The sequence below is a fragment of the Sulfuricurvum sp. genome (genome assembly GCF_030691015.1).
Classification (GTDB): Bacteria; Campylobacterota; Campylobacteria; order Campylobacterales; family Sulfurimonadaceae; genus Sulfuricurvum.
Map to the genome: position 1 here is coordinate 61540 of NZ_JAUYFF010000019.1, position 25999 is coordinate 87538.

Annotated in this window: 33 protein-coding genes; 31 read left to right on the top strand and 2 right to left on the bottom strand. The window is 42.9% G+C overall.

The window, feature by feature from the left end:
* The first annotated feature begins 12 nt into the window (after positions 1-12).
* The 31 genes from Q8O20_RS11100 to Q8O20_RS11250 all read left to right on the top strand — a co-directional run bounded on the left by Q8O20_RS11100 (position 13) and on the right by Q8O20_RS11250 (position 24571).
* Positions 13-2043, top strand: coding sequence for a hypothetical protein (locus tag Q8O20_RS11100; RefSeq protein WP_305531219.1), 2031 nt, complete (start codon positions 13-15; stop codon positions 2041-2043).
* Positions 2040-3137, top strand: a complete 1098-nt coding sequence (gene dapE, locus Q8O20_RS11105) for a succinyl-diaminopimelate desuccinylase (RefSeq protein ID WP_305531220.1) — start codon at positions 2040-2042, stop codon at positions 3135-3137. The genes Q8O20_RS11100 and dapE overlap by 4 nt, the downstream gene beginning before the upstream one ends.
* Before the next feature lie 27 nt (positions 3138-3164).
* Complete coding sequence (locus tag Q8O20_RS11110) at positions 3165-3560, top strand: thioredoxin family protein (protein WP_305531221.1); 396 nt, start codon at positions 3165-3167, stop codon at positions 3558-3560.
* Positions 3561-3572: 12 nt separating this feature from the next.
* Entirely contained in the window at positions 3573-3944 is a 372-nt protein-coding gene (locus Q8O20_RS11115) for a RidA family protein (RefSeq protein WP_294893897.1), read from the top strand.
* Positions 3945-4005: 61 nt separating this feature from the next.
* Positions 4006-4314, top strand: a complete 309-nt coding sequence (rplU, locus tag Q8O20_RS11120) for a 50S ribosomal protein L21 (protein ID WP_294893895.1) — start codon at positions 4006-4008, stop codon at positions 4312-4314.
* A 24-nt stretch (positions 4315-4338) separates the two neighbouring features.
* Positions 4339-4596 carry a 50S ribosomal protein L27 gene (rpmA, locus tag Q8O20_RS11125; protein WP_015654103.1) on the top strand — a complete coding sequence of 86 codons (258 nt, stop codon included), beginning with the start codon at positions 4339-4341 and terminating at the stop codon, positions 4594-4596.
* 148 nt (positions 4597-4744) lie between these two features.
* On the top strand, positions 4745-5842 hold the full coding sequence (gene obgE / locus Q8O20_RS11130; protein WP_305531222.1) for a GTPase ObgE: 1098 nt from the start codon (positions 4745-4747) through the stop codon (positions 5840-5842).
* A complete protein-coding gene (proB, locus tag Q8O20_RS11135; protein ID WP_305531223.1) occupies positions 5839-6609 on the top strand; it encodes a glutamate 5-kinase in 771 nt (256 codons plus the stop codon). The genes obgE and proB overlap by 4 nt, the downstream gene beginning before the upstream one ends.
* On the top strand, positions 6610-7521 hold the full coding sequence (gene fmt, locus Q8O20_RS11140; protein WP_305531224.1) for a methionyl-tRNA formyltransferase: 912 nt from the start codon (positions 6610-6612) through the stop codon (positions 7519-7521). It begins immediately after the preceding gene.
* Positions 7472-8137, top strand: coding sequence for a biotin--[acetyl-CoA-carboxylase] ligase (locus tag Q8O20_RS11145; protein ID WP_305531225.1), 666 nt, complete (start codon positions 7472-7474; stop codon positions 8135-8137). The genes fmt and Q8O20_RS11145 overlap by 50 nt, the downstream gene beginning before the upstream one ends.
* Positions 8134-8919 (top strand): ParA family protein, encoded by a 786-nt coding sequence (locus Q8O20_RS11150; protein ID WP_294894389.1) that lies wholly within the window; start codon positions 8134-8136, stop codon positions 8917-8919. The genes Q8O20_RS11145 and Q8O20_RS11150 overlap by 4 nt, the downstream gene beginning before the upstream one ends.
* Before the next feature lie 9 nt (positions 8920-8928).
* The gene (locus Q8O20_RS11155; protein WP_304741029.1) at positions 8929-9771 is read left to right on the top strand and encodes a ParB/RepB/Spo0J family partition protein; all 843 of its coding nucleotides are present in this window, start codon (positions 8929-8931) and stop codon (positions 9769-9771) included.
* An 86-nt stretch (positions 9772-9857) separates the two neighbouring features.
* Positions 9858-10262 (top strand): F0F1 ATP synthase subunit B', encoded by a 405-nt coding sequence (locus Q8O20_RS11160; RefSeq protein WP_370688079.1) that lies wholly within the window; start codon positions 9858-9860, stop codon positions 10260-10262.
* 8 nt (positions 10263-10270) lie between these two features.
* Positions 10271-10786, top strand: a complete 516-nt coding sequence (locus Q8O20_RS11165; RefSeq protein WP_305531226.1) for a F0F1 ATP synthase subunit B — start codon at positions 10271-10273, stop codon at positions 10784-10786.
* Positions 10787-11323, top strand: coding sequence for a F0F1 ATP synthase subunit delta (locus Q8O20_RS11170; RefSeq protein WP_294894397.1), 537 nt, complete (start codon positions 10787-10789; stop codon positions 11321-11323).
* 20 nt (positions 11324-11343) lie between these two features.
* Complete coding sequence (gene atpA, locus Q8O20_RS11175; protein ID WP_294894399.1) at positions 11344-12861, top strand: F0F1 ATP synthase subunit alpha; 1518 nt, start codon at positions 11344-11346, stop codon at positions 12859-12861.
* Between the two features lie 8 nt (positions 12862-12869).
* Positions 12870-13757, top strand: coding sequence for an ATP synthase F1 subunit gamma (gene atpG / locus Q8O20_RS11180; RefSeq protein WP_305531227.1), 888 nt, complete (start codon positions 12870-12872; stop codon positions 13755-13757).
* Positions 13758-13771: 14 nt separating this feature from the next.
* Positions 13772-15172 (top strand): F0F1 ATP synthase subunit beta, encoded by a 1401-nt coding sequence (gene atpD / locus Q8O20_RS11185; RefSeq protein ID WP_294894403.1) that lies wholly within the window; start codon positions 13772-13774, stop codon positions 15170-15172.
* Positions 15173-15199: 27 nt separating this feature from the next.
* A complete protein-coding gene (gene atpC, locus Q8O20_RS11190; protein ID WP_294894405.1) occupies positions 15200-15592 on the top strand; it encodes an ATP synthase F1 subunit epsilon in 393 nt (130 codons plus the stop codon).
* A 4-nt stretch (positions 15593-15596) separates the two neighbouring features.
* Positions 15597-16163, top strand: a complete 567-nt coding sequence (locus Q8O20_RS11195) for a MotA/TolQ/ExbB proton channel family protein (protein WP_305531228.1) — start codon at positions 15597-15599, stop codon at positions 16161-16163.
* Positions 16163-16555 carry a biopolymer transporter ExbD gene (locus Q8O20_RS11200; protein WP_305531229.1) on the top strand — a complete coding sequence of 131 codons (393 nt, stop codon included), beginning with the start codon at positions 16163-16165 and terminating at the stop codon, positions 16553-16555. Before Q8O20_RS11195 ends, Q8O20_RS11200 begins: the two co-directional genes overlap by 1 nt.
* Before the next feature lie 35 nt (positions 16556-16590).
* Complete coding sequence (locus Q8O20_RS11205) at positions 16591-17322, top strand: TonB C-terminal domain-containing protein (RefSeq protein ID WP_305531230.1); 732 nt, start codon at positions 16591-16593, stop codon at positions 17320-17322.
* 4 nt (positions 17323-17326) lie between these two features.
* Positions 17327-18574: a Tol-Pal system protein TolB gene (gene tolB, locus Q8O20_RS11210; RefSeq protein WP_305531231.1), complete on the top strand. Its 1248-nt coding sequence runs from the start codon at positions 17327-17329 to the stop codon at positions 18572-18574.
* 56 nt (positions 18575-18630) lie between these two features.
* Positions 18631-19194 (top strand): OmpA family protein, encoded by a 564-nt coding sequence (locus tag Q8O20_RS11215; protein ID WP_305531232.1) that lies wholly within the window; start codon positions 18631-18633, stop codon positions 19192-19194.
* Positions 19195-20070 carry a tol-pal system YbgF family protein gene (locus Q8O20_RS11220; RefSeq protein ID WP_305531233.1) on the top strand — a complete coding sequence of 292 codons (876 nt, stop codon included), beginning with the start codon at positions 19195-19197 and terminating at the stop codon, positions 20068-20070.
* Between the two features lie 83 nt (positions 20071-20153).
* Positions 20154-20675, top strand: coding sequence for a peptidylprolyl isomerase (locus Q8O20_RS11225; protein WP_304739269.1), 522 nt, complete (start codon positions 20154-20156; stop codon positions 20673-20675).
* Positions 20623-21432 carry a Fis family transcriptional regulator gene (locus tag Q8O20_RS11230; RefSeq protein ID WP_304739267.1) on the top strand — a complete coding sequence of 270 codons (810 nt, stop codon included), beginning with the start codon at positions 20623-20625 and terminating at the stop codon, positions 21430-21432. The genes Q8O20_RS11225 and Q8O20_RS11230 overlap by 53 nt, the downstream gene beginning before the upstream one ends.
* On the top strand, positions 21432-22367 hold the full coding sequence (fabD, locus tag Q8O20_RS11235) for an ACP S-malonyltransferase (RefSeq protein WP_305531235.1): 936 nt from the start codon (positions 21432-21434) through the stop codon (positions 22365-22367). The genes Q8O20_RS11230 and fabD overlap by 1 nt, the downstream gene beginning before the upstream one ends.
* Positions 22364-23122: a nitrilase-related carbon-nitrogen hydrolase gene (locus tag Q8O20_RS11240; RefSeq protein ID WP_305531236.1), complete on the top strand. Its 759-nt coding sequence runs from the start codon at positions 22364-22366 to the stop codon at positions 23120-23122. The genes fabD and Q8O20_RS11240 overlap by 4 nt, the downstream gene beginning before the upstream one ends.
* An 8-nt stretch (positions 23123-23130) precedes the next feature.
* Positions 23131-23823 (top strand): 5'-methylthioadenosine/adenosylhomocysteine nucleosidase, encoded by a 693-nt coding sequence (locus tag Q8O20_RS11245; protein WP_305531238.1) that lies wholly within the window; start codon positions 23131-23133, stop codon positions 23821-23823.
* A complete protein-coding gene (locus Q8O20_RS11250; RefSeq protein ID WP_304739259.1) occupies positions 23813-24571 on the top strand; it encodes an ATP-binding protein in 759 nt (252 codons plus the stop codon). The genes Q8O20_RS11245 and Q8O20_RS11250 overlap by 11 nt, the downstream gene beginning before the upstream one ends.
* On the opposite strand, the gene Q8O20_RS11255 is transcribed toward Q8O20_RS11250, so the two are convergent.
* Both Q8O20_RS11255 and mutY read right to left on the bottom strand, forming a co-directional pair.
* Entirely contained in the window at positions 24561-25001 is a 441-nt protein-coding gene (locus Q8O20_RS11255; protein WP_304739257.1) for a hypothetical protein, read from the bottom strand. The genes Q8O20_RS11250 and Q8O20_RS11255 overlap by 11 nt on opposite strands.
* Before the next feature lie 18 nt (positions 25002-25019).
* Positions 25020-25973 carry an A/G-specific adenine glycosylase gene (mutY, locus tag Q8O20_RS11260; RefSeq protein ID WP_305531240.1) on the bottom strand — a complete coding sequence of 318 codons (954 nt, stop codon included), beginning with the start codon at positions 25971-25973 and terminating at the stop codon, positions 25020-25022.
* Positions 25974-25999: the final 26 nt, after the last annotated feature.

Below are 25999 nucleotides of genomic sequence, written 5' to 3' on the forward strand. Positions count from 1 at the left end.
TGGTGGTAATGTATGCAAGAGTCTCAAGCAGCTTTATATATTGACCGTAACAGTGCCGGATATTCGATAGGGTTGGCTATGTTTGAGCCTTATGGATTAAAAGGGTGGCTATGTGAGATAGAGGTAGACCCCGCTCATCCTTACAGCGCAATCGATCGGGTACTTCATTTACTGTTTGTAACTTCTAGCCGTACTCTGATTATCGGAGCGTCTTCACGAGTATTTTTTGATGAAATTGCAACTAACTTTTCAATGTTTGAGTACCGATACAATGAAAGAATATTTGAGAGTGCGGAACAAAATGCATTATTCAAAAAAGTTTTTGGTGTTTATTCTCTTTTAAGCCCGATAGAGCATTTCAGTCTTGAGAATAGACCCCTGTGTGCGCAAGCACTGGCATTGGTAGCCGATCATTTGAATCACATCGGTGCACGTGAATATGCTATTCCAGCTCTTTTGGAAACATCGCAGCTCATGGAACTTGGGAATAATGCCCTTGAGCAGCTCGAAATTTCGACAATCGATCCAAGAACCCCCAGTATCGCCAACCTTTTTATGACTATGTCAACCCCTATGGGAAAACGGTTAGGCCGCTTTCGGCTGTTTTTACCGATCAAAGACTCCAGAGAACTCAACATCCGCTACGATTGGATCGATTCTGTTAACCCGCACGCTACATGGTTAGCGGAACGTTTGGGGGAGATTGGAGACATAGAGCTTTTGTGGTGGCGTCTTAAAAATAATCAGATGGCTGAGATTGAGAATATTCTTCACTCCTTTTCAATCGTTATTGAAATACAACACTATTGCCAGAAACATAATATGAGTAAAGTACTCTCTTCTAATTGTACCCAAGAGGGGTGGGAGATTGAGCTACGAAATCATTATCATGAGAGACAATGGATGGAGGCTCAAATTCCTTTTGTGAGGAATATAATGGAGTGGATCGCTCAAATCGACGTTGCGGTTGCATCGGCGATTAATGCCCAAAAATACGCTCTAGTCCGTCCAACTATTATTGAATCTTCAAATGAAAATTTTTTACAAATGAGTGGTTTGCGCCATTTACTAGTGGAAGCACAGGGAATTGCCTATGTCCCTAATGACATCGTGATGGGAAATCGTGATTATCTCGATCTCCCTTATCCTGACACGGTTATGTTGGATTCCAAAGTACATGATGGCTCAAACATTCGCGGGGTACTCCTCTATGGAATCAACTCCAGCGGGAAGTCTTCGTTGATGAAAAGTATCGGCATTTCTGTAGCTTTGGCGCAAAGCGGTTTTTTTGTTCCTGCGAAGGCGATGAAATTTTCCCTCTTTGACGCGCTTTATACCCGCATACAATCACGGGACAATGTGGCAAAATCGCTCTCCACTTTCGGGGTAGAGATGCTAGAACTTAATACTATATTTAGCCGTGCAACAGAGCGTTCACTGGTGTTAGGTGATGAGATTAGCCACGGTACCGAAACATTGTCTGCGGTTGCTATTGTTGCGAGTACAATTATGGAACTGTCCCGTAAAGGGTGCTTGTTTTTAATGACGACACATTTGCACCAACTCTCCATGATAAGTGAGCTTAGCCGTTTGCGTGAAGTGGTTAATCTTCATTTGAGTGTCCGCTATGATGAGACAAGTGATCGTTTGATCTATGACCGACTTCTTAAATCGGGGAGGGGGAGCAGTGTGTACGGTTTGGAATTTGCCGAATCGCTCCATATGAATCCAAACTTTTTAACCAATGCCAAGCGGTTACGGGAAAATTTGGCTAAAGAATACGATGTATTAGAATTAGGAAATCAAAAAGAGTACATTAAACGCTATCGCGAAGTGGTTGCATGTGAATGTGTGATTTGCGGGGCATTGGTACGAAATCCGCAAAAAAACAGTTTTTCAAAAGAGCATCACCATCTTATACCTCTATGTAAAACACACACAGGAGAGATTTCACAAGGCAAAATCAAACTGCAAGGTTTTATAATGACACCGAATGGTTTACGTCTTGAGTATGAGACGCAATTAAAAGAGGATTCACATTGAACGTTATAGAGCTATTTAAACACCTTTTGGAATCACCGAGTGTCACTCCCGAAGATGGTGGAATTTTTGAATTTTTGTCAGAGTATCTCAATGATTTTGAGATACTACGAATCGATCGAGAAGGGGTGAAAAACCTGTTTGCCTATCGTCGTTTCGGAGAGGGAAAACACCTCTGTTTCGCCGGACATGTCGATGTCGTCCCTGCAGGGGAGGGGTGGAATACCAATCCTTTTGTGGCAACTGAGATTGAGGGATATATCTATGCCCGTGGTGCACAAGACATGAAAAGCGGTGTGGCGGCTTTTACCCAAGCTCTTAAAGAAGCGGACGATTTCAATGGCACTCTTTCGATTCTGCTGACCTCCGATGAAGAGGGGCCGGCAAAATACGGGACGGTTGAGGTATTGGCGTATCTTAAAGAACACAATCTGCTTCCCGATGCCGTTGTCGTTGCAGAACCGACGTGTGAAGAGAGATTTGGGGATGCAATCAAAGTAGGGCGTCGAGGTTCGATTAACGGTGTTCTCGAAATTATAGGGAAACAAGGACATGCGGCGTATCCTGAAAAAGCGATCAACCCTGTCCATCAGATTGCACCTGTTCTATCCAACATAGCCGGGGCTTTTTTGGATGATGGAGATGAGTATTTCGCCCCAAGTCAGATCGTCATTACCGATATTCGTGCTGGGATCGAGACGACTAACGTCTCACCGGGCAAACTTAAGATGATGTTTAATGTCCGAAACTCAACCCGTACGGATGAAGCAAAAATAGGGGTGTTTATTGCATCACAGATGGAAGGGATGGAGTATACATTGACATTGGATCAATCGGCACACCCTTTTGTGACCGATGCGGATACAACGATTGTAAAGGCACTTTCAGAAGCTATCGGTTCAGTTTGCGCGATAACACCGAAAAATTCTACGGCAGGCGGCACATCAGACGCACGCTTTATTGCCGCCTACGGTATTGATGTGATCGAATTCGGTGTCATCAATGACACGATACATGCCCCCAATGAGCGGACATCGATTGCTGAGGTAGAAAATCTTTATGCTGTTTTTACAAAGTTAATTCATAATTTTCGGTAAAATTCCGTTTTTCAAAAAAGGGTTGAAATGAAAAAATTAGCGCTATTAGCACTCTTGATGGCTAATCTCTTTGCGAGTGATATTGCTTGGAACGATACGTATGAGCAAGCACAAGCCAAAGCAAAAAAAGAGTCAAAGCCCATGTTGGTCATTATTACAACTGAGCAGTGCCGATGGTGTCGAAAACTTGAAGCAACAACGCTATCAGATGATGAGATCGTCTCTAAAATAAACAGTCGTTTTGTCCCTGTCCATTTAACACGGGACAAGAGTGTGTATCCTAAAAATCTGACTGCAAAAATGGTGCCGATGAGCTATTTTTTAGACGGTAATGGCAAAATACTCTATTCAATGCCCGGATATTGGCCGGTTGAAGATTATCAATCGATTCTCGATGACGCATTGCGTAAAACAAAAAAATAAAGGAAAAATAGTATGAAAAGTATCCAAACCCCGAATGCACCTGCGGCGATCGGACCCTATTCTCAGGCAATGATTGCGAACGGAATGGTTTTTACATCGGGTCAAATTGCATTAACCCCTTCCGGAGAAATGTTAGAAGGAGATGTTAAAGTTCAATGCACACAGGTACTCGCTAACCTCAAAGCAGTTTTAGAAGCATCAGGGAGTTCATTGGACAAAGTTGTTAAAACGACTATCTTTTTAGCAGACATGAATGATTTTGTAGCCGTTAATGCTGTTTATGCGGATGCGTTCCGTGATCATAAGCCTGTACGCTCTACCGTAGCTGTGAAAACATTGCCAAAAAATGCACTTGTTGAGATTGATGCTATCGCTTTAATTTAAGCTTAAATAAACGTTGGCTATAATTCGCCACTTTTTGTAGACTTGTAAGTAAGGAACGCTAATGTACGCAATTATCAAAAACGGCGGAAAACAGTATAAAGTTCAAGAGGGTGATATCCTTTTGTTCGATAAAATGGGACTTGATCCTAAAGCCACCGTCGAAATCAAAGAAGTTCTTGCCGTTAATAACGGTGAACTTAAAACCGGTACTCCATTCGTAGAGGGTGCTGTTGTTACTGCTGAGGTTATCAATGAAGGTCGTGACCGTAAAGTCGTGATCTACAAAAAACGTCGTCGTAAAGACAGTAAATTGAAACGTGGTTTCAGACGAGATCACACACGCGTTCGCATCATTAAGATCGCTGCGTAATTATTATAAAAGTAGGAGGACAGCATGGCTCATAAGAAAGGTCAGGGTAGTACACAGAATAACCGCGACTCAGCGGGACGTAGACTCGGTGTCAAAAAATACGGTGGTGAATTCGTAAGAGCAGGTAACATTGTTATCCGTCAACGCGGAACAAAAGTTCACCCGGGTAAAAACATGGGTATGGGTAAAGACCACACATTGTATGCGTTGGTTGACGGTGTCGTTGCGTTTGAACGTAAAGACAAAAAACGCAAGCAAGTTTCTATCATCCCTGCCGCATAATTTTCACTTACATCGGGCTATCGCCCGATTTTGAATCCATTTCCTAAATTATCTTTTTAATCGTGTACTTGAGAATCGAAGTACAGTGTTAAGCAAATAATAGTTGTCTCATTAGAGGCAAATGTTCAAAACAACTTTAAGGACATCCATGTTTAGTGATAGTGTAGAAATTACCGTCTCCTCAGGAAAAGGGGGAGCAGGGTGTGTTGCTTTCAGACGGGAGAAATATGTCCTTCAAGGTGGTCCTAACGGTGGCGATGGCGGTCGTGGAGGTGATGTTTATTTCAAAGTAGACAACAATACCCATACTCTTGCACACTTCCAAGGGAACAAAAACCTCAAAGCGGACAAAGGTCAACCGGGATCCGGCTCTAATATGGCCGGTAAAGCGGGTAAGCGACTCGTCGTTGTTGTCCCTCCGGGAACGCAGGTTGTCGATGTTGAAACAGGCGAAGTACTACTTGATCTTTTAGAAGACGGTAAAGAGGTTCTCTTTTTAGAAGGGGGGCGAGGCGGACTTGGAAATGTCCACTTCAAATCCTCAACGAACCAAAAACCGATGTATGCCCAACCGGGTGAACCTGCGATTACGCGTGTTCTTCGACTTGATCTTAAACTCATCGCGGATGTGGGTTTGGTGGGGTTCCCGAATGTCGGTAAATCGACATTGATCTCTACCGTCTCTAACGCTCGTCCCGAAGTAGCCAATTATGAGTTTACGACATTGACTCCGAAACTCGGTCAGATTAATATCGGTGAATTCGACTCGTACATTATGGCGGATATCCCCGGAATTATCGGTGGGGCGTCTGAGGGAAAAGGGCTTGGTCTTAAATTTCTTCGCCATATTGAGAGAACAAAAACTCTCCTTTTTATGATCGATTTAGCGTCGTATCATGAGCTTGAATATCAGTATGAAACTCTTAAACAAGAGCTTGAAAAATTCTCACCTCTTTTGGCAGAGCGCAATTTTGCGATCGCCTTGACCCGTGCCGATGCGATGAGCCCGGATGAGGCGATAGAAAAAACCAATGCCTTTTTGAAATTAGTCAATCTTGCTCCGGTTAAAAAGAGTCGATTTGCATTTAGTGACGAATATCCGGTTTATGAACAAGAAGATTTTGACAGAGCGTTTTATGACTCTAAAAAACCGGCATTTATAGCACCGATCTCTTCAGCGATTAACCTTAATATTAAACCATTGACCTACGCACTCTATCAAATGGTCGTAACGGAGCGCAAATGAAGCGGATCGTTGTTAAAGTAGGCAGCGCCGTTTTAAGCGAACATAATCACATCGCAAAAGATCGTATGCAAAACCTCGTCGATTTTATCGCTGAGCTTAAAAAAACATATGAAGTGATTCTCGTCTCATCGGGTGCCGTTGCGGCAGGTTACACGGAACTGAAACTCGATAAAAAGGTTTTGGCGAACAAACAAGCCCTCGCTTCGATCGGTCAGCCGATACTCATGAACAAATACCGTAAAATGTTTGAGCATTATAGTATTCTCCCCTCTCAAGTCTTAGTTACAGCGGCCAACTTCAACACCGCCGAAGAATCGCAAAAAGCGAAAGATACTATCGAAACACTGCTAAAACACAACGTTGTTCCCATTATCAATGAAAACGATGCGACGGCAACGGAAGAGCTTGTTTTAGGGGATAACGATCAGCTATCCGCCTATGCGGCGCACCACTTCGGTGCTGAACTTTTAGTGATACTATCCGATATCGATGCCTATTATGATAAAGACCCTCGAAGTCACAGTGATGCAAAAGTCCGTTCACGAATTGAGGCTGTTACTCCTGAGGAGTTATCGCTTGAAGTGACACCGAACCATAATTTTGCGACGGGGGGTATCGTGACGAAGCTCAAAGCGGCTGATTTTCTCCTCAAGCGAGGCGGCGCTATGTTTTTAGCAAGCGGATTTGATTTGAGTGATGCTAAAAGCTTTTTGATTGCGAGTGAGCATCGTGGGGGCAGTTTGTTTAAAGCCTCAGAGGTACTATAAATGACCCGTGTTATTTTTATGGGGACCCCCGATTATGCGGCCTCGATTTTAGAAGCGTTGATTGAAGCGAATGATATCGAAGTGGTAAGTGTTTTTACTCAGCCCGATAAGCCGGTAGGTCGAAAAGGGGTTTTAACTCCACCCATCGTAAAAGTCGTGGCAGAAAAAGCTAATATCCCCGTGGTACAGCCTAACAGACTTCGTGATGAAGCAGTAGTTAATGATGTGTTGGCAACACCGTGCGATATGATCATTGTCGCGGCATACGGGCAGATTCTCCCTAAAGCGATTTTAGATCATGCACCGTGTATCAATCTCCACGCCTCTATTCTCCCTCACTATCGCGGTGCTAGTCCGATTCAGCAAAGTTTGTTGAACAACGATCCCCAAAGCGGCGTGAGTGCCATGTGGATGGATGAAGGGCTTGATACGGGAGCCGTTATTAAAATTAAGACACTCCCTATCGGTGAAGATGAAATGGTAGAGTCTTTGTATAAGCGTTTAACGGACAGTGCCGTTGAATTGACACTGGATACCATTCGAAACTGGGATAGAGAAAGTGCCGTAGCACAAAATGATGCCGAGGCTACCCACTGCAAAAAAATCCTTAAATCCGACGGTTTGATCGATTTCTCCGATGCACGTGAAATTTATAACCGCTATCGAGCTTACACTCCATGGCCGGGAATATTCACGGAATCGGGATTAAAAATCAAATCAATGCTATTGGAAGAAGAGAACAGTCACGGTGATGCGGGAATCATCACCCAGGTTGATAAAGAGAGTATTCTAGTCCAGTGCACAAAAGGCTCTCTTCGTATTACATCTGTTCAAGCCCCTTCTAAACAAGAGACTTCAGTCGTTGATTATCTCAACGGAAAACGGATCGGGTGTGGACATCCATTGGTTTGAGTCGCTTGAGTCGACTCAAAGCTATCTCTTGGAAGAACTGAAAGCTTCAAGGTTATATCCTCCCGTTTGTATCGGTGCACGCTCTCAAACCTTAGGTAAAGGTTCACGCGGCAATAGTTGGATTGGCTCGAAAGGGAATCTTTTTATTTCACTTGCCATTCCGCGTGCAATGCTTCCGGATGATTTGAAACTTGAATCCTCATCGATCTATTTCGCTTTTTTGATGAAAGAGCTTTTAAGCTCTCTCGGCTCAAAGGTATGGCTTAAGTGGCCGAATGATTTTTATCTCGGGAACAAAAAAATAGGCGGTGTCATCACGAATCTTATCGGTGAAACACTGGTATGCGGTATAGGGATGAATCTAGTTTCAGCGCCTGAGAATTTTGAAAAAATTGATATTGCAATCGACGCATACGATTTAACAGAACTCTATAGTGAGTTGTTTAAAAAATTACCATCGTGGAAGCTGATTTTTAGTAATTACCAGATAGAATTTGAAAACAGTAGAGATTTTTTTACCCACAACAATAATGAAAAAGTTGCATTAGAAAAGGCCGTTTTGCTTGAAGACGGATCACTCTTATGCGATGGCCAAAGGATATTTAGTTTACGATGAGTGAAGTTATTGTTATCGCCAATCAAAAGGGGGGAGTGGGTAAAACCACAACCGCCGTCAATTTAGCCGCATCACTAGCCGTTGCAGAGAAAAAAGTATTGCTGATCGATGCCGATCCGCAGGCTAATGCAACCACCTCATTAGGGTATCACCGTAACAATTATGAGTTCAATATTTATCATGTATTAATCGGTGCAAAAAAACTCCGAGAGATTATTCTCAAAACCTCGTTACCGAAACTTTTTTTAGCTCCGTCGAATATCGGTCTCGTCGGGGTTGAAAAAGAGTATTACGATGCGGATAATGCGACAGGGCGTGAACTCATTTTAAAACGTGCCATTGCACAGGTTAAAGATGAATATGATTATGTCATCATTGATTCCCCTCCGGCACTGGGGCCGATGACAATTAATGCATTATCGGCATCCAACTCGGTTATTATTCCTATCCAATGCGAATTTTTTGCATTGGAAGGTTTGGCACAGCTTCTGAATACCGTTAAATTGGTGCGTAAAACGATCAATCCAAAATTGACAATCAAAGGTTTCTTGCCGACGATGTACAGTGCGCAAAACAATTTGTCACGTCAAGTATTCGCAGATTTACGTCAGCATTTTCAGTCAAAATTGTTTAAATCGGGAGGAGAAGACGATTTTATCGTTATCCCTCGTAATGTAAAACTTGCCGAATCTCCGAGTTTCGGTAAACCGGCAATTTTGTACGATGTAAAATCAAGCGGCTCTATGGCGTACCAAGATTTGGCACACGCGATTATCGCCTAAAGGAAAAATATGGCGAAAGCATCAGCATTGGGCAGAGGTCTTGGAGCACTTTTAAGTGAAATCGAAGAGGCATATGACAACGAGCTTCCTAAAAAAGGGGGAGTCGAAGAGATTGCAGTCAATAAAATCCGCCCCAACCCCTATCAACCACGAAAACATTTTGATTCAGAATCCTTAGCAGAACTCTCCGAATCGATCAAAACGCACGGGCTTTTACAGCCTATCGTTGTGAAAGAGGATCTTGACGGATATATTTTAATAGCGGGTGAGAGACGTCTTCGTGCCAGTAAACTAGCAAAAAATAAAACGATCAAAGCAATCGTCGTTTCCGTCAGTGATGAACAGATGCGTGAACACGCCCTGATTGAAAATATTCAGCGCGATGAACTTAATGCAATCGACTTGGCACAAGCCTATCAAGAACTGATTGATATCCATGAATTAACCCACGAGCAACTTTCTCAAACCGTTCATAAAAGCCGCACGCAAATAACCAATACGCTTCGTCTTTTACAACTCAGTGAAAAAGGGCGTAAAGCTCTGGTTGAGGGGAAAATCAGTGCGGGTCATGCCAAAGTAATTTTAGGATTGGAACCGAAAGAGCAAGCGATGATGATCGATTCGGTGATCGGCCAAAAATTGAGTGTACGCGATGTAGAGAGTATGGTTAAAAAAATCAAGCTTCCTTCTACGGCATCAAGCACTTCGTATGAGATGGAAGGGCTTGATTTTACCGCTTTGAAAAAGCATTTGCTTCAGCTTGGTTATAAATGTGGCACAAAAGGTTACAAACTGACCCTAGAATTTGAAGATAATGAACAAATTGAATCATTTTTAGACCTACTTTCTTAATATCTAGCCGCGTTTAACTGTCCCTTCAATTTATAAGTTGTATAATCACGCAACTTTTAGGAGGTGGTATGTTAGATATAAGTCCGATGCTGCTAGGCAGCACACTGATTGTCTTCCTTGTCCTTATTGCCCTACTAAACAGTTTGCTTTACAAACCTCTTTTCAGTTATATGGAAAAACGGGATGCAGATATTAAAAAAGATTTAGAGCAAGTTGGTAACAACGACTCTGAAATCGCTGCATTTCACGCCAAAGCTGAGAAGATTATGAGTGATGCTAAACTGGAAGCAGCGGCATTAAGAGAAAAAGTTATTGCTGAAGCCAAAGCGCTGGCAAATAGCAAAATAGAGACAAAACGTGCTGAATTAGCACTTGAGTACGCAACGTTCGAAGGCGAAATGTCTGCAGAACGAACACGGTTGATCGCTGCGCTTCAAAATGAGGCGTCTTCGTTCCAATCTGCTGTATCAGCAAAACTAAGTCAGATATGAGGTATGCAATGGGTAAAATAATCGTTACAGTATTAATGCTCAGTGCCTATCTATTTGGGTCAGATGCCGGTGCAGAAGGTTCTACAGATATCGTTCAACGAACGGTTAACTTCCTGATTTTTGCCGGAATTTTGTTCTACATTTTGGCTGAACCGGTTAAAAGCTATTTTAGCGGAAGAAGTGCGGGTATTGCCGATGAACTTGAAAAAGTTCAAGAGCGTCTTCGTGAGTCAAAACGTCTAAAAGATGCGGCTGAGCACAAAATCGAAGAAGCAGAACGGTTTGCGAGCGAATTAGCTGAGTCAAGTAAGAAAGAAAACAAAATTTTGTCTGACAAAATTTTGGCGCAATGTGAACAAGAGCTTGAGATTATCGAAAAGCAAAATGTTGCATTGATGGAACTTGATAAACGCAAAATGGTTCGTGAAGTGGTTTCTGATTTGATGAATGATGTCATGAATAGCAGTAGTGAAGCTTTGGGTAAAGAAGCGATGACCGAAATCTTGAAAAAGAAGGTGGCATAAATGCGAAATGAACTCATAGCAAAACGTTACATCAAACCTTTGATGGAAAGTTGTGATCAAGCTTCATTGGAAAATTTAGCGGCACTTCTTGCAAGTGTTGCCAAAGCTTACGAAAATGACAAGTTCACTCTCATCATGAACAGCAATGACATTAGTGTTAGTGCTAAATGTCAATTGGTTTTGGATATGGTCGCTTCGGCGAAGAGCACTGTCGTGAACAATCTTATCAAGTTGTTGGCTGAGAACGGGCGTCTTTTATTGATTCCTACTCTTGCGGATCAATTAACACGTGAGATTGCGCGAGCCAAACGTACATTCAAAGGGCGTATCTACAGCAATAGTGTTGTTGATCAAGCTTCTGTTGAAACAATTGCACGTGATTTGGGTACAAAAATGGGGGCAACGATCTCTTTGAGTTATGTTGCTTCTGATTTTGACGGAATCCGTGTTGAAGTTGATGACTTGAATGTTGAAATCAATTTTTCAAAAAGCCGCCTTAATGCTCAATTGGTTGAGCACATTTTAAAAGCAATTTAACCCTCGGGAAAGGAGAAATAGTGGTAGCAAAAGTACAAGCAGACGAAATCAGTTCAATCATTAAAGAGCGAATTGAGAATTTCGAACTTAATGTAGATATTAATGAAACCGGAAAAATCGTCTCATACGGAGATGGAATCGCTCAAGTTTATGGCTTGAACAACGTTATGGCCGGAGAGATGGTAGAATTTGAAGACGGCTCACGCGGTCTGGTTATGAACCTTGAGGAGAGCAGCGTCGGTGTTGTTATTCTTGGTAAAGGTAAAGATCTTCGTGAAGGAATGTCAGTAAAACGTCTTGGACGTCTTTTACGTGTTCCAGTCGGTGATGCACTTCTTGGACGTGTTGTGAATGCTCTTGGTGAGCCGATCGACGGAAAAGGTCCTATCGAAACTACGGAAGTTCGTTTCGTAGAAGAGAAAGCACCGGGGATTATGGCACGTAAATCGGTTCATGAACCGATGGCAACCGGTATTAAAGCGATTGATGCCCTTGTTCCAATCGGACGCGGACAACGTGAGCTTATCATCGGTGACCGCCAAACCGGTAAAACTACCGTTGCTTTGGATACGATCATCAACCAAAAAGGGAACGGTGTCGTTTGTGTTTACGTTGCGATCGGTCAAAAAGAATCAACTGTAGCACAAGTTATCCGTCGTCTTGAAGAGCACGGTGCCCTTGAATACACTATTATCGTTTCTGCTCCTGCTTCTGAAGCGGCAGCGCTCCAATTCCTTGCTCCTTATACCGGTGTAACGATGGGTGAATATTTCCGTGATAATGCGCGTCATGGTTTGATCGTTTATGATGATCTCTCTAAACATGCGGTAGCTTACCGTGAAATGTCATTGATCCTTCGCCGTCCTCCGGGTCGTGAAGCGTATCCGGGTGACGTTTTCTATCTACACTCTCGTTTGTTAGAGCGTGCGGCAAAATTGAATGACGAATTGGGTGCAGGTTCATTGACAGCACTTCCGATCATCGAAACTCAAGCGGGTGACGTTGCGGCGTATATCCCAACCAACGTTATTTCAATCACTGACGGTCAAATTTTCTTGGAAACTGATTTGTTCAACTCAGGTATCCGTCCTGCGATCAACGTCGGTCTCTCTGTATCACGTGTCGGTGGTGCTGCTCAAATCAAAGCAACGAAACAAGTTGCCGGAACATTGCGTCTTGATTTGGCACAATACCGTGAACTTCAAGCGTTTGCACAGTTTGCTTCTGATTTGGACGAAGTAAGCCGTAAACAACTTGAGCGTGGTCAACGTATGGTTGAAGTGTTAAAACAGCCTCCATATTCTCCACTTGGTGCTGAAAAACAAGCGTTGGTTATTTTCGCGGGTAATGAAGGGTATCTTGATGATATCTCAGCAGATTCTGTCGTTAAATTTGAAGCGGATTTGTATCCGTTCATTGAAGCGTCTTATCCACAAATTCTTGAAAACATCCGTAGTACATCAAAAATCGATGATGAAACGATGGCTATGATGAAAAAAGCACTCGAAGAGTTTAAATCTACTTTCGTTGCTGAATAAGGATCTTTATGGCTAACTTGAAAGAGATTCAAAGACAGATCAAAAGTGTTTCGAACACGCAAAAAACTACGCGTGCTATGAAGCTTGTTTCAACGGCGAAACTTCGCCGTGCGGAAGAGCTTGCGAAACGCTCACGTCTGTTTGCACAAAAAACGAATCAAGTGATAGCTGAAATCGCAGGACGTATCAAATGCAATAAAGTGGGTGGGATTGAAAACCGCTGCTTCATTGAGAATGATGCACCTGAAATGATCGACATTATTTTTGTAACAGCAGACAAAGGTCTCTGCGGCGGTTTCAATATGCAAACCATCAAAGCGGTCAAACGTCTTATGAGCGAATACAAAAATAAAAAAGTCAAAATCCGCCTTCGCGGTATCGGGAAAAAAGGGATTGAATTTTTTACTTACAATGAAGTAGAGATGCTTGATGCGGTGAAAAATTTAAGTTCTGCTCCTGATATGCAGCGTTCAAGCGAATTCATGACCCGTTCGATCAATGATTTCAAAGAGGGTAAAATTGATGCTGTGTATCTTGTATACAACGGTTATAAAAACGTTATTACCCAAGAGTTGCATGTCAACCGTGTATTGCCTGTTAATGTAGAGGCTTATGATTGTGAAGAAGCTAAAAACTCTATGTTAGAGCTAGAAGCACAAGATGAAGAGAAAATGCTCGATTCATTAGTCACAAAATACGCTGAATACAATATGTATTATGCGTTGATTGATTCGCTTGCAGCAGAACACAGTGCACGTATGCAGGCAATGGATGCGGCAACTAACAACGCTAAAGAGATGGTTAACTCGTTGAAAGTCAAGTTTAATAAAGCGCGACAAGAATCGATTACCACCGAACTTATCGAGATTATCAGCGGCGTCGAGTCGATGAAATAATTATGGAGGAAAGAATGATTGGTAAAATTGCTCAAGTAATTGGTCCGGTTGTTGACGTTGATTTTGAAGGGTATTTACCTGCTATCAACGACGCGATCGAAGTAAATGTAAGTGTAGAAGGGAATACGACTCGTCTTATTCTTGAAGTAGCATCTCACCTTGGAAACGGTCGTGTACGTACGATCGCTATGGATATGTCAGAAGGTCTTGTTCGCGGTATGGCGGCACGTGCAACTGGCGCTCCGATCAAAGTACCAGTCGGGGAAAAAGTTCTCGGACGTATCTTCAACGTAATCGGTGAAACAATCGATGGCGGAGAGCAAGTAACAGATTGTGATACATGGTCTATTCACCGTGATCCTCCACCGTTGGTTGACCAAAGTACAAAAACTGAGATGTTCGAAACGGGTATCAAAGTTGTTGACCTTTTGGCTCCGTATGCTAAAGGTGGTAAAGTCGGTCTCTTCGGTGGTGCCGGTGTTGGTAAAACCGTTATTATCATGGAATTGATTCACAACGTTGCACACGGGCATGACGGTCTTTCTGTTTTCGCCGGTGTCGGTGAGCGTACTCGTGAGGGGAATGACCTTTACCACGAGATGAAAGAATCAAGCGTTTTGGACAAAGTAGCACTGTGCTATGGTCAAATGTCTGAACCACCGGGAGCACGTAACCGTATCGCTCTTACAGGTCTTACTATGGCGGAGTATTTCCGTGATGAAAAAGGGCTTGACGTATTGATGTTCATCGATAACATCTTCCGTTTTGCACAATCAGGTTCTGAGATGTCAGCACTTCTTGGACGTATCCCTTCAGCCGTTGGTTACCAACCGACTTTGGCTCGTGAAATGGGTGCGCTTCAAGACCGTATTACATCAACTAAAAAAGGTTCAATCACGTCGGTTCAAGCGGTATACGTACCTGCGGATGACTTGACTGACCCGGCTCCTGCTTCGGTATTTGCTCACCTTGATGCGACTACGGTTCTTAACCGTAAAATCGCTGAAAAAGGGATCTATCCTGCGGTTGATCCATTGGATTCAACATCACGCTTGCTTGACCCGCAAATCATCGGTGAAGAGCACTATGGTGTTGCTCGCGGTGTTCAAAAAACACTTCAAAAATATAAAGATTTGCAAGATATTATTGCGATTCTTGGTATGGACGAACTCTCTGAAGATGATAAATCTACAGTTGAACGTGCACGTAAAATCGAGAAATTCCTTTCTCAACCGTTCTTCGTTGCGGAAGTGTTTACCGGTTCTCCGGGGAAATACGTTTCACTTGAAAACACTATCAAAGGGTTCAAAGGAATTCTTGAGGGTGAATTCGACCATCTACCAGAAGGTGCGTTCTATATGGTCGGTGATATGAATGAGGCGATTGAAAAAGCTGCTAAAATGAAAAGCAAGTAATTGCTTCTCGCCTTATAAGGAAACACTATGGAAACACTCCAATTAGAAGTGCTAACCCCAAGCGGTCCGATTTATAACGGGCCGGCTAAAAGCGTCACCCTTCCGGGTGAAGAGGGAGAATTTGGTGTTCTCCCTGAACACGTCTCTTTAACGACACTGCTTCAAGCCGGAGTAGTCGATATCCAAAAAGAGAACGGTAAAGTCGAATCGATTGTTGTGAATTGGGGAGTTGTTCAGATTACCCAAAACAAAGTAGTCGTTTTGGTTGACGGTGCAGTTGCCATCCGTGGTGAAAGCGAAGGAGACATTGCTAAAGCACTCGATGAAGCAAAATCTTTGATCACCAGTGTCGGCGATTCGAACGCTATGATTGCTTCGGTATCGGCGCGTATTGATTCTGCGGCACATCGTTTAGTCTAACTCAATGTTTCAAACATTCGCAGATTTTTACGATAAAAGCCATCCGGTAACACTTTTTGTGTTGCTGGTACTCTCTCTCTACTTCATTGCCGTCAATTGGACATTTTTTTACCGCTTTTTTTCACTAAATCAATGGATCTCTACCGAAAATCAGTCTCTCGAATCACTGTTATTAGGTTCATATAAAATTCCCGATTACGCGTATCTCAGTCATTTTACAAAATCATCGCCTCGCCTCTCTACGGCACTGTTTGATATGGCTTCGTATGCGGCGACGAAAGAGGCGACAAAAGGGCTGATGTTTCTCTCCATTGTTGCATCAACAACCCCTTTTATCGGACTTTTCGGCACGGTTGTTTCCATCTTGGATACGTTTGACAATATCGGTCAGGCGAGCGGGACGATGAGTATTATCGCTTCGGGTGTATCAGATGCTCTTGTTGCAACCGCGTCAGGGATTTTTGTCGCTATTTTTGCGTACACCTATCATCAGATTTTAAAGCGTAAAGCGTATGAGCTTTCGGGATTGATCCGTATGCAAGGTGATGCTCTCCTTTCTAAAGATGCTTAATGATGTTTGATTGGGATGAAAAACCGGAACTGAACATTACTCCCCTTGTGGATGTAATGTTGGTTCTTTTGGCGATATTGATGGTAATTTCACCGAATATCGTTTACGAAGAGTTGATCCGTCTCCCCAAAGGTTCTGCTCAAAAAGAACTTACCAAAATTCCTCCAGTACATATTACCATTAGCAAAGAGGGCGAAATTTTAGTCAATAAAGAACCGTTTAAATTAGAGACATTCAATGATAATTTTTCACTCTACGCACAGCAGTTAGACCGCGAAGCAACCGTGCTAATCAGTGCAGATCAAACGCTTGATTATGGGAAAGTTATGTCGGTATTAGGGGCAGTAAAGCAAGCCGGATTCAGAGAAGTTTCGTTAGCATCCAATGGCTAAACATATTTTAGAGTTTCTGTAAGAGATGCTGTCAAATGAGTTTTAACCAAGAACGCTATTTTTTTCTAAGCGGATTAATTTCTATTACACTCTTTGTGGTACTGCTATTTTTAGCCGGGTACACTTTAGCCGTATCACCCGTCATTGAGCAATTTGCGATGACACAAAGCGAATATGTATCGGTGTCGATTATGGAACCCGCTAATGAAGCTCAAAAGAGTCCTGAATCGCAAGCTGTGCTAGAGAAATCAGAACCGGTTCAAGAAGAAGAGCGTATTGTCGAACCAGAGCCAGTACAGGAAATATCGGATCTTTTTGCACAAGTAAAACCGGATACAACACCTAAAAAAAAGCCTGAAGAGAATAAACAGTTAAATGCATTGGAAAAAGAGGTTTTGGAACGAAAAGGGTCCCCCCGTTTTTCGGATAAGGTAAGTAAGGTTGAACTCGCGAAACCTTCCGTGAAAATGATACCCCAAGGGGGATCGAGCGGGCCGCTCGTTAACGAATACCATGCTAAGATTCAAGCGCTAGTCTATACCTATTTTCGCCCCCCATCAGGGAGTGCAGGAGAAGCGGCACGAATTCGGATGAAAATCAGTGCCGCCGGCAAACTAATCAGTTATAAAGTGATCAGCTATTCAGGAAACGGATCGTTTAATGGAGAAGTTGATTGGTTAAAAGATCGACTAAACTCGACCCGTTTCCCTGAACATCCTGATGGGAAAGATGCGGTAATAGAGTGTATATTAACGGCCAAGGAGTAGTTATTTGAAAATTGTTTTTTTATTTTTGACATTGATTCAACTCTTATGGGGCGCGGATGCGACCATAGAAGTAGTTAAAGGGGTAGAGGGGTTGGCTCCTCTCGCAATCGAAGATTCATCACTGCAAAGCAGCGAGATGTCTCAAAAATTTGCCAAGATGTTAGCGGCCGATATGAATGTTGTCTCTTTATTTAGCGTTGATGAGAGCTATGCCATGTCTGTGTTTGATTCACCTACTCCATCCGTTGCACATAAAGATGCACAGTATTTACTTAGGTATCGATTGAGTAATGACGGCTCGGGGGGGATCAAGGCGGATATCAAACTGCTTCAAAACGGAAGAGAGCTATTTTTTAAAAGTTATGTTCTAAAACAAAGTGAAATGTTGGTATTTCTTTCTCACTCGATTGCGTATGATATCAATGCTAAAATGGGGGGATCTCCGATTGATTGGATCAAGCGAAAAGTTCTTTTTATCCGTCTTACCAGTCCGAGACATTCAGAAATTGTAGCTTCAGATTACACCCTCTCGTATCAAAAAGTGATTCTAAAAGGGGGGATGTATGGATTTGCGAAATGGGCTAACCGCGAGCAGAGTGATTTATACTTTACCTCACTGACCGATTTTAAACCGACAATTTATAAAATGAATCTTCTGAGCGGAAAAAAAGAGAAAATCATTAGCTCCGATGGTATGGCGGTGTGTTCCGATGTCAGCGAAGATGCTAAGCGTCTATTACTGACACTCGCACCTGATGGGCAGCCCGATATTTATTTGTATGATTTGGTTTCTGGAAACAAAACTCGTATTACCGATTACTCTGGAATTGACGTGAATGGGCAGTTTATGGGAGATGGATCCGTTGCTTTTGTCTCTAACCGTCTTGGATATCCTAATATTTTTTCGAAACAGATGAACAATAGCGGGATTTCGCAACTTGTATATCAGGGGAAAAATAACTCCTCTTTGAGCTCGTATAAAAATTTTCTGGTTTACAAAGCACGTGAGAACAGTGCAACGTTTGCAGGGAATTCCTTCAATCTTCATCTGCTCTCTTTGAATTCGGGAAATGTTAAGCGATTAACGGCGAGCGGAGAGAATGATTTCCCACGATTCTCTCCTGATGGCGAAGCCATTTTGTACATTAAGCAAGAGGGACCGCGCAGTTCCATAGGGGTTATTCGGTTTGGAGTTAATAAAAGCTTTATTTTCCCGTTAAAAATGGGACGAATTCAATCGATTGATTGGTAGTGTTAATAATATTTTCGGTATCATAACACTATATTTATAAATCCTGAGGAGATGTCATGATGAAAAATGTTGCTTTTTTAAGCGCAACGGTAGCGATGTTAGTTTTGAGCGGATGTAGCTCTAAAGAACCGGCAATCGACGCAACGGCTAACGCTAACGGCACGTCAATCGGGACAAATGCAAATACAAGTAGTAATACCGGGACAGACGCTAATGCCGTTATCGCCCCTATTACAAATGCAAGTGCAAATGATACAACCACGGGAGCTGCAGGCTCTAATGGTGTTAATGGTTCAGATGGTCAATTGGTGAGTATCTTGTTTGATTACGACAAATTTGATGTCCGTGAAGATATGCAAGAAGCAATGACGAAAAATACGTTGTTAGTTAAAGGTAAAGCGATTAAACTTGAGGGAAATTGTGACGAATTCGGAAGCGATGAGTACAACTTTGCACTTGGTCTTAAACGTGCCAACGCCGTTAAATCAGCTTTGGTAAACAGCGGTGTAAGTGCTGATGCCATCACTATGGCAAGTTTTGGCGAAAGCAATCCGGTTTGTTTGGAAAAAACACAAGAGTGCTGGGCAAAAAATCGTCGTGTAGATTTTAAACTTCCGTAAATGCGTTCTTTAGTAATTCTCCCCTTTCTAATAACACTTTCAGTATCTGCGTCGGAGCCTTCGGTTTTCGGTGCGGGTGATTTGAATAGTCCTAATCCTTACGGTCTTACCCATGAAGAAAAACTGATTCTTGAAAATAAAAAAGAGCTTCAGACGGTCATTCAAAAAAATAACGCTCAAAGTGCAAAAGTTGAGACGGTTACAGAACGCCTTGACGGTATGCAGGGGATTCTTGAAGGGTTGGGCCAGCGATCGAATGAACAGACGTTGCTGCTTCAAAAACTTCAAGAAAAACTTGCTCTCGATAGTAACAACAGTTCAAACATGGAAGAGTTGAATAAGCACGTTGCCGCTAATACCGAAAATGTTGCTCAGTTCAAAACACTTCTTGAAGAACTTTCTCTCGTTGTAGATGAAATCAATAGTAATTATGTTACCAAAGAACAATTCGCGGCACTTATCAAACAGCTTAAAGTAAACGTCCCTGATATGGCAGTATCTTCTATAAAAATGTCAAATTCCGCCCTTGAAAAAGAGGCTAATAAGCTTTTTTCACAGAAGAAATACGCAGATGCTCAGAAATATTTTGAGCAGTTAGTTCAAAAAAAACATAAAGTCAATGAATCTTTATTTATGATCGGTGAAACGCACTTTGAGCGTAAAAACTACAAAGAAGCGGTTTCAAATTATAAAGAGAGTGCGTCACGCAGTGAAAAATCGCTTTTCATGCCGACCCTTTTGCTCCATTCGGGGATTTCAATGGAAAAAACCGGAGACAGCGCAACGGCAAAAGCTTTTTATCAAGCAACAATATCAAAATATAGCGGAAGCGGTGCAGCCAAAGAGGCACAAGAGAGACTCTCTAAGTTAAAGTAAGTCACTTGTGCTAAATGTCTGTTTTCAGCATCACCATAGGTAAATCTGCTACAATCGCAAAATCTTAAAAGAAGGCTAATCAAATGGCAATTGAAAATAATCAAATTGTATCAATCGAGTATGAAGTACGTGATGGCGGAAACGTTGTAGATAGTAATGTTGGTGGGCATCCATTGACGTTTATGTTCGGAAAAGGGCAAATCATTCCCGGTCTTGAGGCGGGGATCGCCCATATGAATATGGGTGATAAAGGTGATGTACTTGTAAAAGCTCACGACGCATACGGCGATTACAATGAAGAAGCTCAGCAAGAACTTCCGCGTGAGCAATTTGCCGGGATCGATTTGAATATCGGTATGACATTGTACGGTCAAGGCGAAGACGGCGGAACCGTTCAAGTTGTGGTTAAAGAGATCAAAGATGATATCGTTATTATCGATTTCAACCATCCTCTTGCAGGGAAAGATTTAATGTTTAGCGTAACTATCAGCAATGTGCGTGATGCATCGGCTGAAGAAGCAATGACAGGAATCCCTGCTGAAAACAAAGTGGATGATAGCGGATGTTGTGGAAGCGGCGGTAATCACGGCTGTGGATGTCACTAATTTTTTAACGGCATCAAACGCTTCCATCGAAGCGTTTAAAACGGCTAATTTACTCAAAGGTTTAGGGGTAAATGCCATTATATTCGGAGAACGGGGGACGGGTAAACTTACCCTTGCCCGTTATATCCTTCCTCATGCACCCATCATTGATGCCAGTCATTTTGATGAGCTACTGGATGCACTTGAGTCTCACAGTGATGTCATTATTCATCGTCTTGATAATGTTGCCAATCTTAAACGCCTTATAGAAACCATCCAAAAAACACGAACACGTGTTATAGCGACCGGTGGTGGGCGATATTCTCAAGACCAGTTGGATGAAATTTTTACAATTCGTCTTGCATTACCGCCATTGTCTGAGCGAAATGAAGATGTTGCCGTATTGGTTGATGCTTTTGTAAAGGAAGCAAGTCTTACCCTTGGTAAATCTGAGCCGTTTGATCTTAATGGGTTTGTCCCTGATCTGAGTGAAAACGCCATTTCACTTCGACGCCAAGTGTATCTTCATTATTTATTCGACAGCATCAGCGAAAATGATCTTATGGAGATCATGGAGCACTATCTGGAAGAAAAACTCGGTAGTAATAATGACTACAGAGCGTTTTTGCATCTGTATGAAGTTCCCCTAATCCGAGCAGGGATTAAGCGATTTAAATCACAATTACAGTTGTCTGAGCGGCTAGGCCTCAACCGTAATACATTGCGGAAAAAGATTAGCGACCATTCAGGGTATGAATTAGAAATCAAGGAGCATTAATGTCAAAAAAAATTGCGATGATTTTTCCCGGACAGGGATCACAATCAATCGGAATGGGAAAATCATTTTACGATAACAGTGCATTAGCACGTGAAATGTTTGAGAAAGCCGGAGAGCGTATCGGGGTCGATTTTACCAAACTTCTGTTTGAACCGAACGAGCAGTTGGATCAAACAGAGTATACGCAACCAGCCATTTTATTGATCTCAATGATCGCGTATAAATTGTTTCAAGAAGCTCATCCTAGCAATGCCGTAATGTTCTTAGGTCACTCTTTGGGTGAATTTAGTGCCCTTTGTGCTGCGGGTGCAATCGATTATGTCGATGCGGTGGAGTTGGTTCATAAACGCGGAAAGCTTATGAGCGGAGCATGTGAGAGTATCAATGCCGGGATGATGGCAATTTTGGGGTTAGATGATGCGGTGGTTGAAGAACTTTGTGCTAATGCCAACCGTGAGGGGAAACAGGTTTGGCCTGCGAACTATAATCAAACGGGGCAACTGGTCGTAGCGGGGATTAAAGAAGACCTCCAAGATATGGAAAGCGTATTCAAAGAAGCCGGTGCGAAACGGGCATTACTGCTTAACATGTCAATCGCAAGTCATTGTCCTCTTCTCTCAAGTGCAATGGAGCCGTTGGGCGAAGCGATGGAAGCGATGGTAAGTGAACATTTTAGTGCTCCGATCGTATCGAATGTAAGTACGGAAAAATACGCGACCAAAGAAGAAGCGTTGAAACTTCTCAAAATTCAACTTATTCAGCCGGTAAAATATAAGCAATCTATTGAAGCGATTGCCGGTGAGATCGACATGATGATCGAATTCGGTAACGGTGCCGTGTTGAAGGGACTGAACAAACGCAATGCTCCTGATGTAGAGACAGTAGGAATTTCAGATATGGATTCGCTTGTAAAGGTTTGTGAAGCACTCTCATGAAAGTTGCCCTGATCCAATCCTCACCGAAACTCTCTCGTGCAAACCTTGCAGAGGTTTTGATGCTTGTTGAGGAAAATAAAGATGCGGATGTTGTCGTTTTTCCTGAACTGTCATTGAGCGGGTATCTCCTCCAAGACAAGCTTTATGAGGATGCTTGGAAGATTGAGGAGTTGAGTGACTTGGCTCATGCAAGCATGCAATGCGATATTGTTATCGGTGCGGCATTATGGGATAATAATAACGTCTACAATAGTGCTTTGTATTTTTCGCAAGGCGCATTGCTCCATATCCACCATAAAAATCATCTTCCTACCTACGGGATGTTTGAAGAGGGACGCTATTTTAGGGCAGGTGATGAGATAGCGTCGTTTCCAACTCCGCATGGCAATGCCATTATGGTGATATGCGAAGATGTGTGGCGTGCGGAGAGTATTGCCGCGATTGCCGCGTCGGACGCAGAAGTCGTTTATGTACTGGCCGCTTCTCCGGCACGTGATTTTAGCGATGAGGGGATCAGCATTGAATCCCAATGGGATGCCCTTTTAAAATCCACCGCTCTGCTAAGCCACAATTATGTCGTTTTCGTCAATCGAGTCGGATTTGAAGACGGATTGGGATTTTGGGGTGGAAGTCGTGTTATCTCTCCGATGGGAAAAACAGAATACACTTTGTCACTTTTTGAGTCTGAACACAAAGTGTGTTCTCTCGATGCCCGGTTAAAAAAACTGGGTCGATATTTAGTAAAACATACGTAAGGAAAAAAATGAAAATAGCCATTATGGGCGCTATGCGCGAAGAAATTGAACCGATTTTAGCGGCACTGGGTGATTATACGAGCGAAGAGCATGCCGGAAATATATTTTATTCAGCCCACTATGCAGGGCATGAACTCGTCATTGCCTATTCAAAAATCGGTAAAGTGTTTTCAGCGATTACCGCTTCGGTCATGCTAGAGCGTTATGATGCCAAAGCACTTTTGTTCAGCGGTGTTGCCGGAGGGATCAGCAAAGATTTGAAAATCGGTGATTTGATCATGGCAAGCGCATTGTGTCAGCATGATGTCGATATTACCGCTTTTGGTCATCCTGACGGATTTATCCCTGAGAGTTCGGTGATGATCGCATCAGACGACGATATGCGCTCTCTGGCATCTGAAATTGCCATTGATATGGGAGTTGAACTGTACGAGGGGATCATCGCTACGGGAGATCAGTTTGTCGCATCAGCAGAGCGAAAAGCATGGATTGAAAAAACGTTTAATGCCGATGCGTTAGAGATGGAGGGGGCGAGTGTGGCATGTGTATGTCATAACTTCGGCGTTCCGTTCTTTGTTCTTCGTGCTATCAGTGACACGGCAGACGGTGAAGCAGGTATGGATTTTGATGCGTTCTTACAAAGCTCGGCACAGGTAAGTGCCAAATTTATTTTAGAGATGGTAAAACGCATTGGCGATTAAACTCAGCAAAAAGATTATGCGCCAAATCGGGCGTACGAATGCCGAATTCGGTCTTATCGAAGAGGGGGATAAAATCCTCGTCGGGCTCAGCGGTGGTAAAGACTCTCTAACAATGGTACACGCACTGATGGAACAACAGCGTCGTGCCCCCTTTAAGTTTGAGATACTCGCAGTGACGGTGACGTATGGGATGGGTGAAGATTTATCGGCACTTAGTGCACACTGTGCGGAGCATAATATTCCGCATAAAGTCTATGAAACCAATACCTATGAGATTGCCGCGGATAAAATTCGACAAAATTCTTCGTTTTGCAGCTTTTTTTCCCGTATGCGCCGAGGTGCATTGTACGGTGCTGCGAAAGAGTACGAATGCAACAAAGTAGCGCTTGGGCATCATCTTGATGATGCGGCGGAGAGCTTTTTTATGAATTTGATCTACAATGGTCATATGCGTGCCCTTGCACCAAAATACAAAGCAGGAAACGGCTTAATCGTTATCCGTCCTTTGATAAAGATGCGAGAACGTCAACTTGCTGCGTGTGCACTTGAAAATGAGATGCCGACCATCGGAGATGAGGCGTGTCCGTCGATGCGATTCGATGTGAAAATGCCTCATGCACGTGCATCGATGAAAGTGATGCTAGGAGAGATGGAAGAAAAATATCCCGATCTTTTTGTCTCGATTAACTCAGCATTCGGTCATATCAGCGATGATACATTTTTTGATCCGGAACGTTTCAACGTTTAAGTTCTCTGTATTCAAGACGTTTTTGGTTTAAAAAATCAATCAACCGTTTTTGATAAACTTTGGAATCCATATCGTTCGTACACTCTTGTAACCGCGTAAGGTGTTCGGGTTCGATTTTAAGGGCATAGCGGGGGACTTGTCGAAGTTCCCGAATGACATCTATGAGCAGCGGTTCTTCCCCCATATACTTTTTGGACTGGATACTTTTGATATACTCTTTGACAGTTAATACGAGTGCATCGGCTCGATCGGATTCGGTATAGATTTCAGACGCGATTTTTTCAAGTGTATCTTGATATTGATGGAGAGATTCATGGGAACTGGCAATTAAAACAGCATACGTTTTGGCACGAAATTCTAACGAAGAGTGGTGATAGACAAAAACTTCCCGAAATGCGCTAAAAAAGTAGTTTTTAATGCTTCGTAACACCGCTATCTCCTCATATTTTTACAAATTATAGCGTAATAACTCAACGGCCTTATGATCGGCTCGACTAAGCGATAGCTCCCGTATCTCTTCCAATGAAAACCATTCAAATGCTTCATGGCTAAATGTTTCTGTACTGAGGTAGAGATCGGCTTCAAGAGTGAAGTGGCTGTAGTGCTGCGTGATATGTCCGATCGGTTTTCCATACACGGTATCTGTCGTTTCATAAAATCCCCATAACCCATGTAAAAACCGATCCCTTCGTTGAGAGAGGGCGTAACGCTCAGAGCGTTTATAGATGATAATAGAACGTTCTCGGATAGGTTTTAGTTTAGATTTTTTTGGCTCAGGATACAAGAGAGGTTCTGATTTGCCTTTGCAGGTTGTCTCAAACGGGCAACGGCTACAGAGGGGATTTTTAGAGAGGCAGAGTGATGCGCCGAGATCCATCATCGCTTGATTGTATTCAAAAGGATGAGAGGAGTCAAAAAGGGTATAGGCGTATTCCCAGAGTTTTTTTTCATTACGTTCACGCAGAGCAAAATAACGATAGAGTATCCGTTTGACATTGGCATCGAGGATAGGGAGCGGCTCTTGAAAGGCGAATGCGGCAATTGCGTGTGCGGTGGAGCGTCCAATACCACTTAGCTGCATCAGATCATGGGCATTATTCGGTAGGTTTCCGTCACATTGACACGCGGCATTATGGAGGTTACGAGCACGCGTGTAGTATCCCAATCCTTCCCACATTTTTAGGACATCATCCTGATGGCTTTGGGCGACTTCTGAGAGAGTCGGGAAGCGTTCCAAAAAAGGGAAATAAAACCGCTCTAACACGGTTTTAACCTGTGTTTGCTGAAGCATGATCTCACTGATATAGATGTGATAGGGATCGTTAGTTGTGCGCCATGGAAGATCATGACGACCGTGGGTCTCATACCAATGCAATAGTGATTGTTGAGGGGTAAGTTTCATGGCGATATTATATAATGGCACTATTA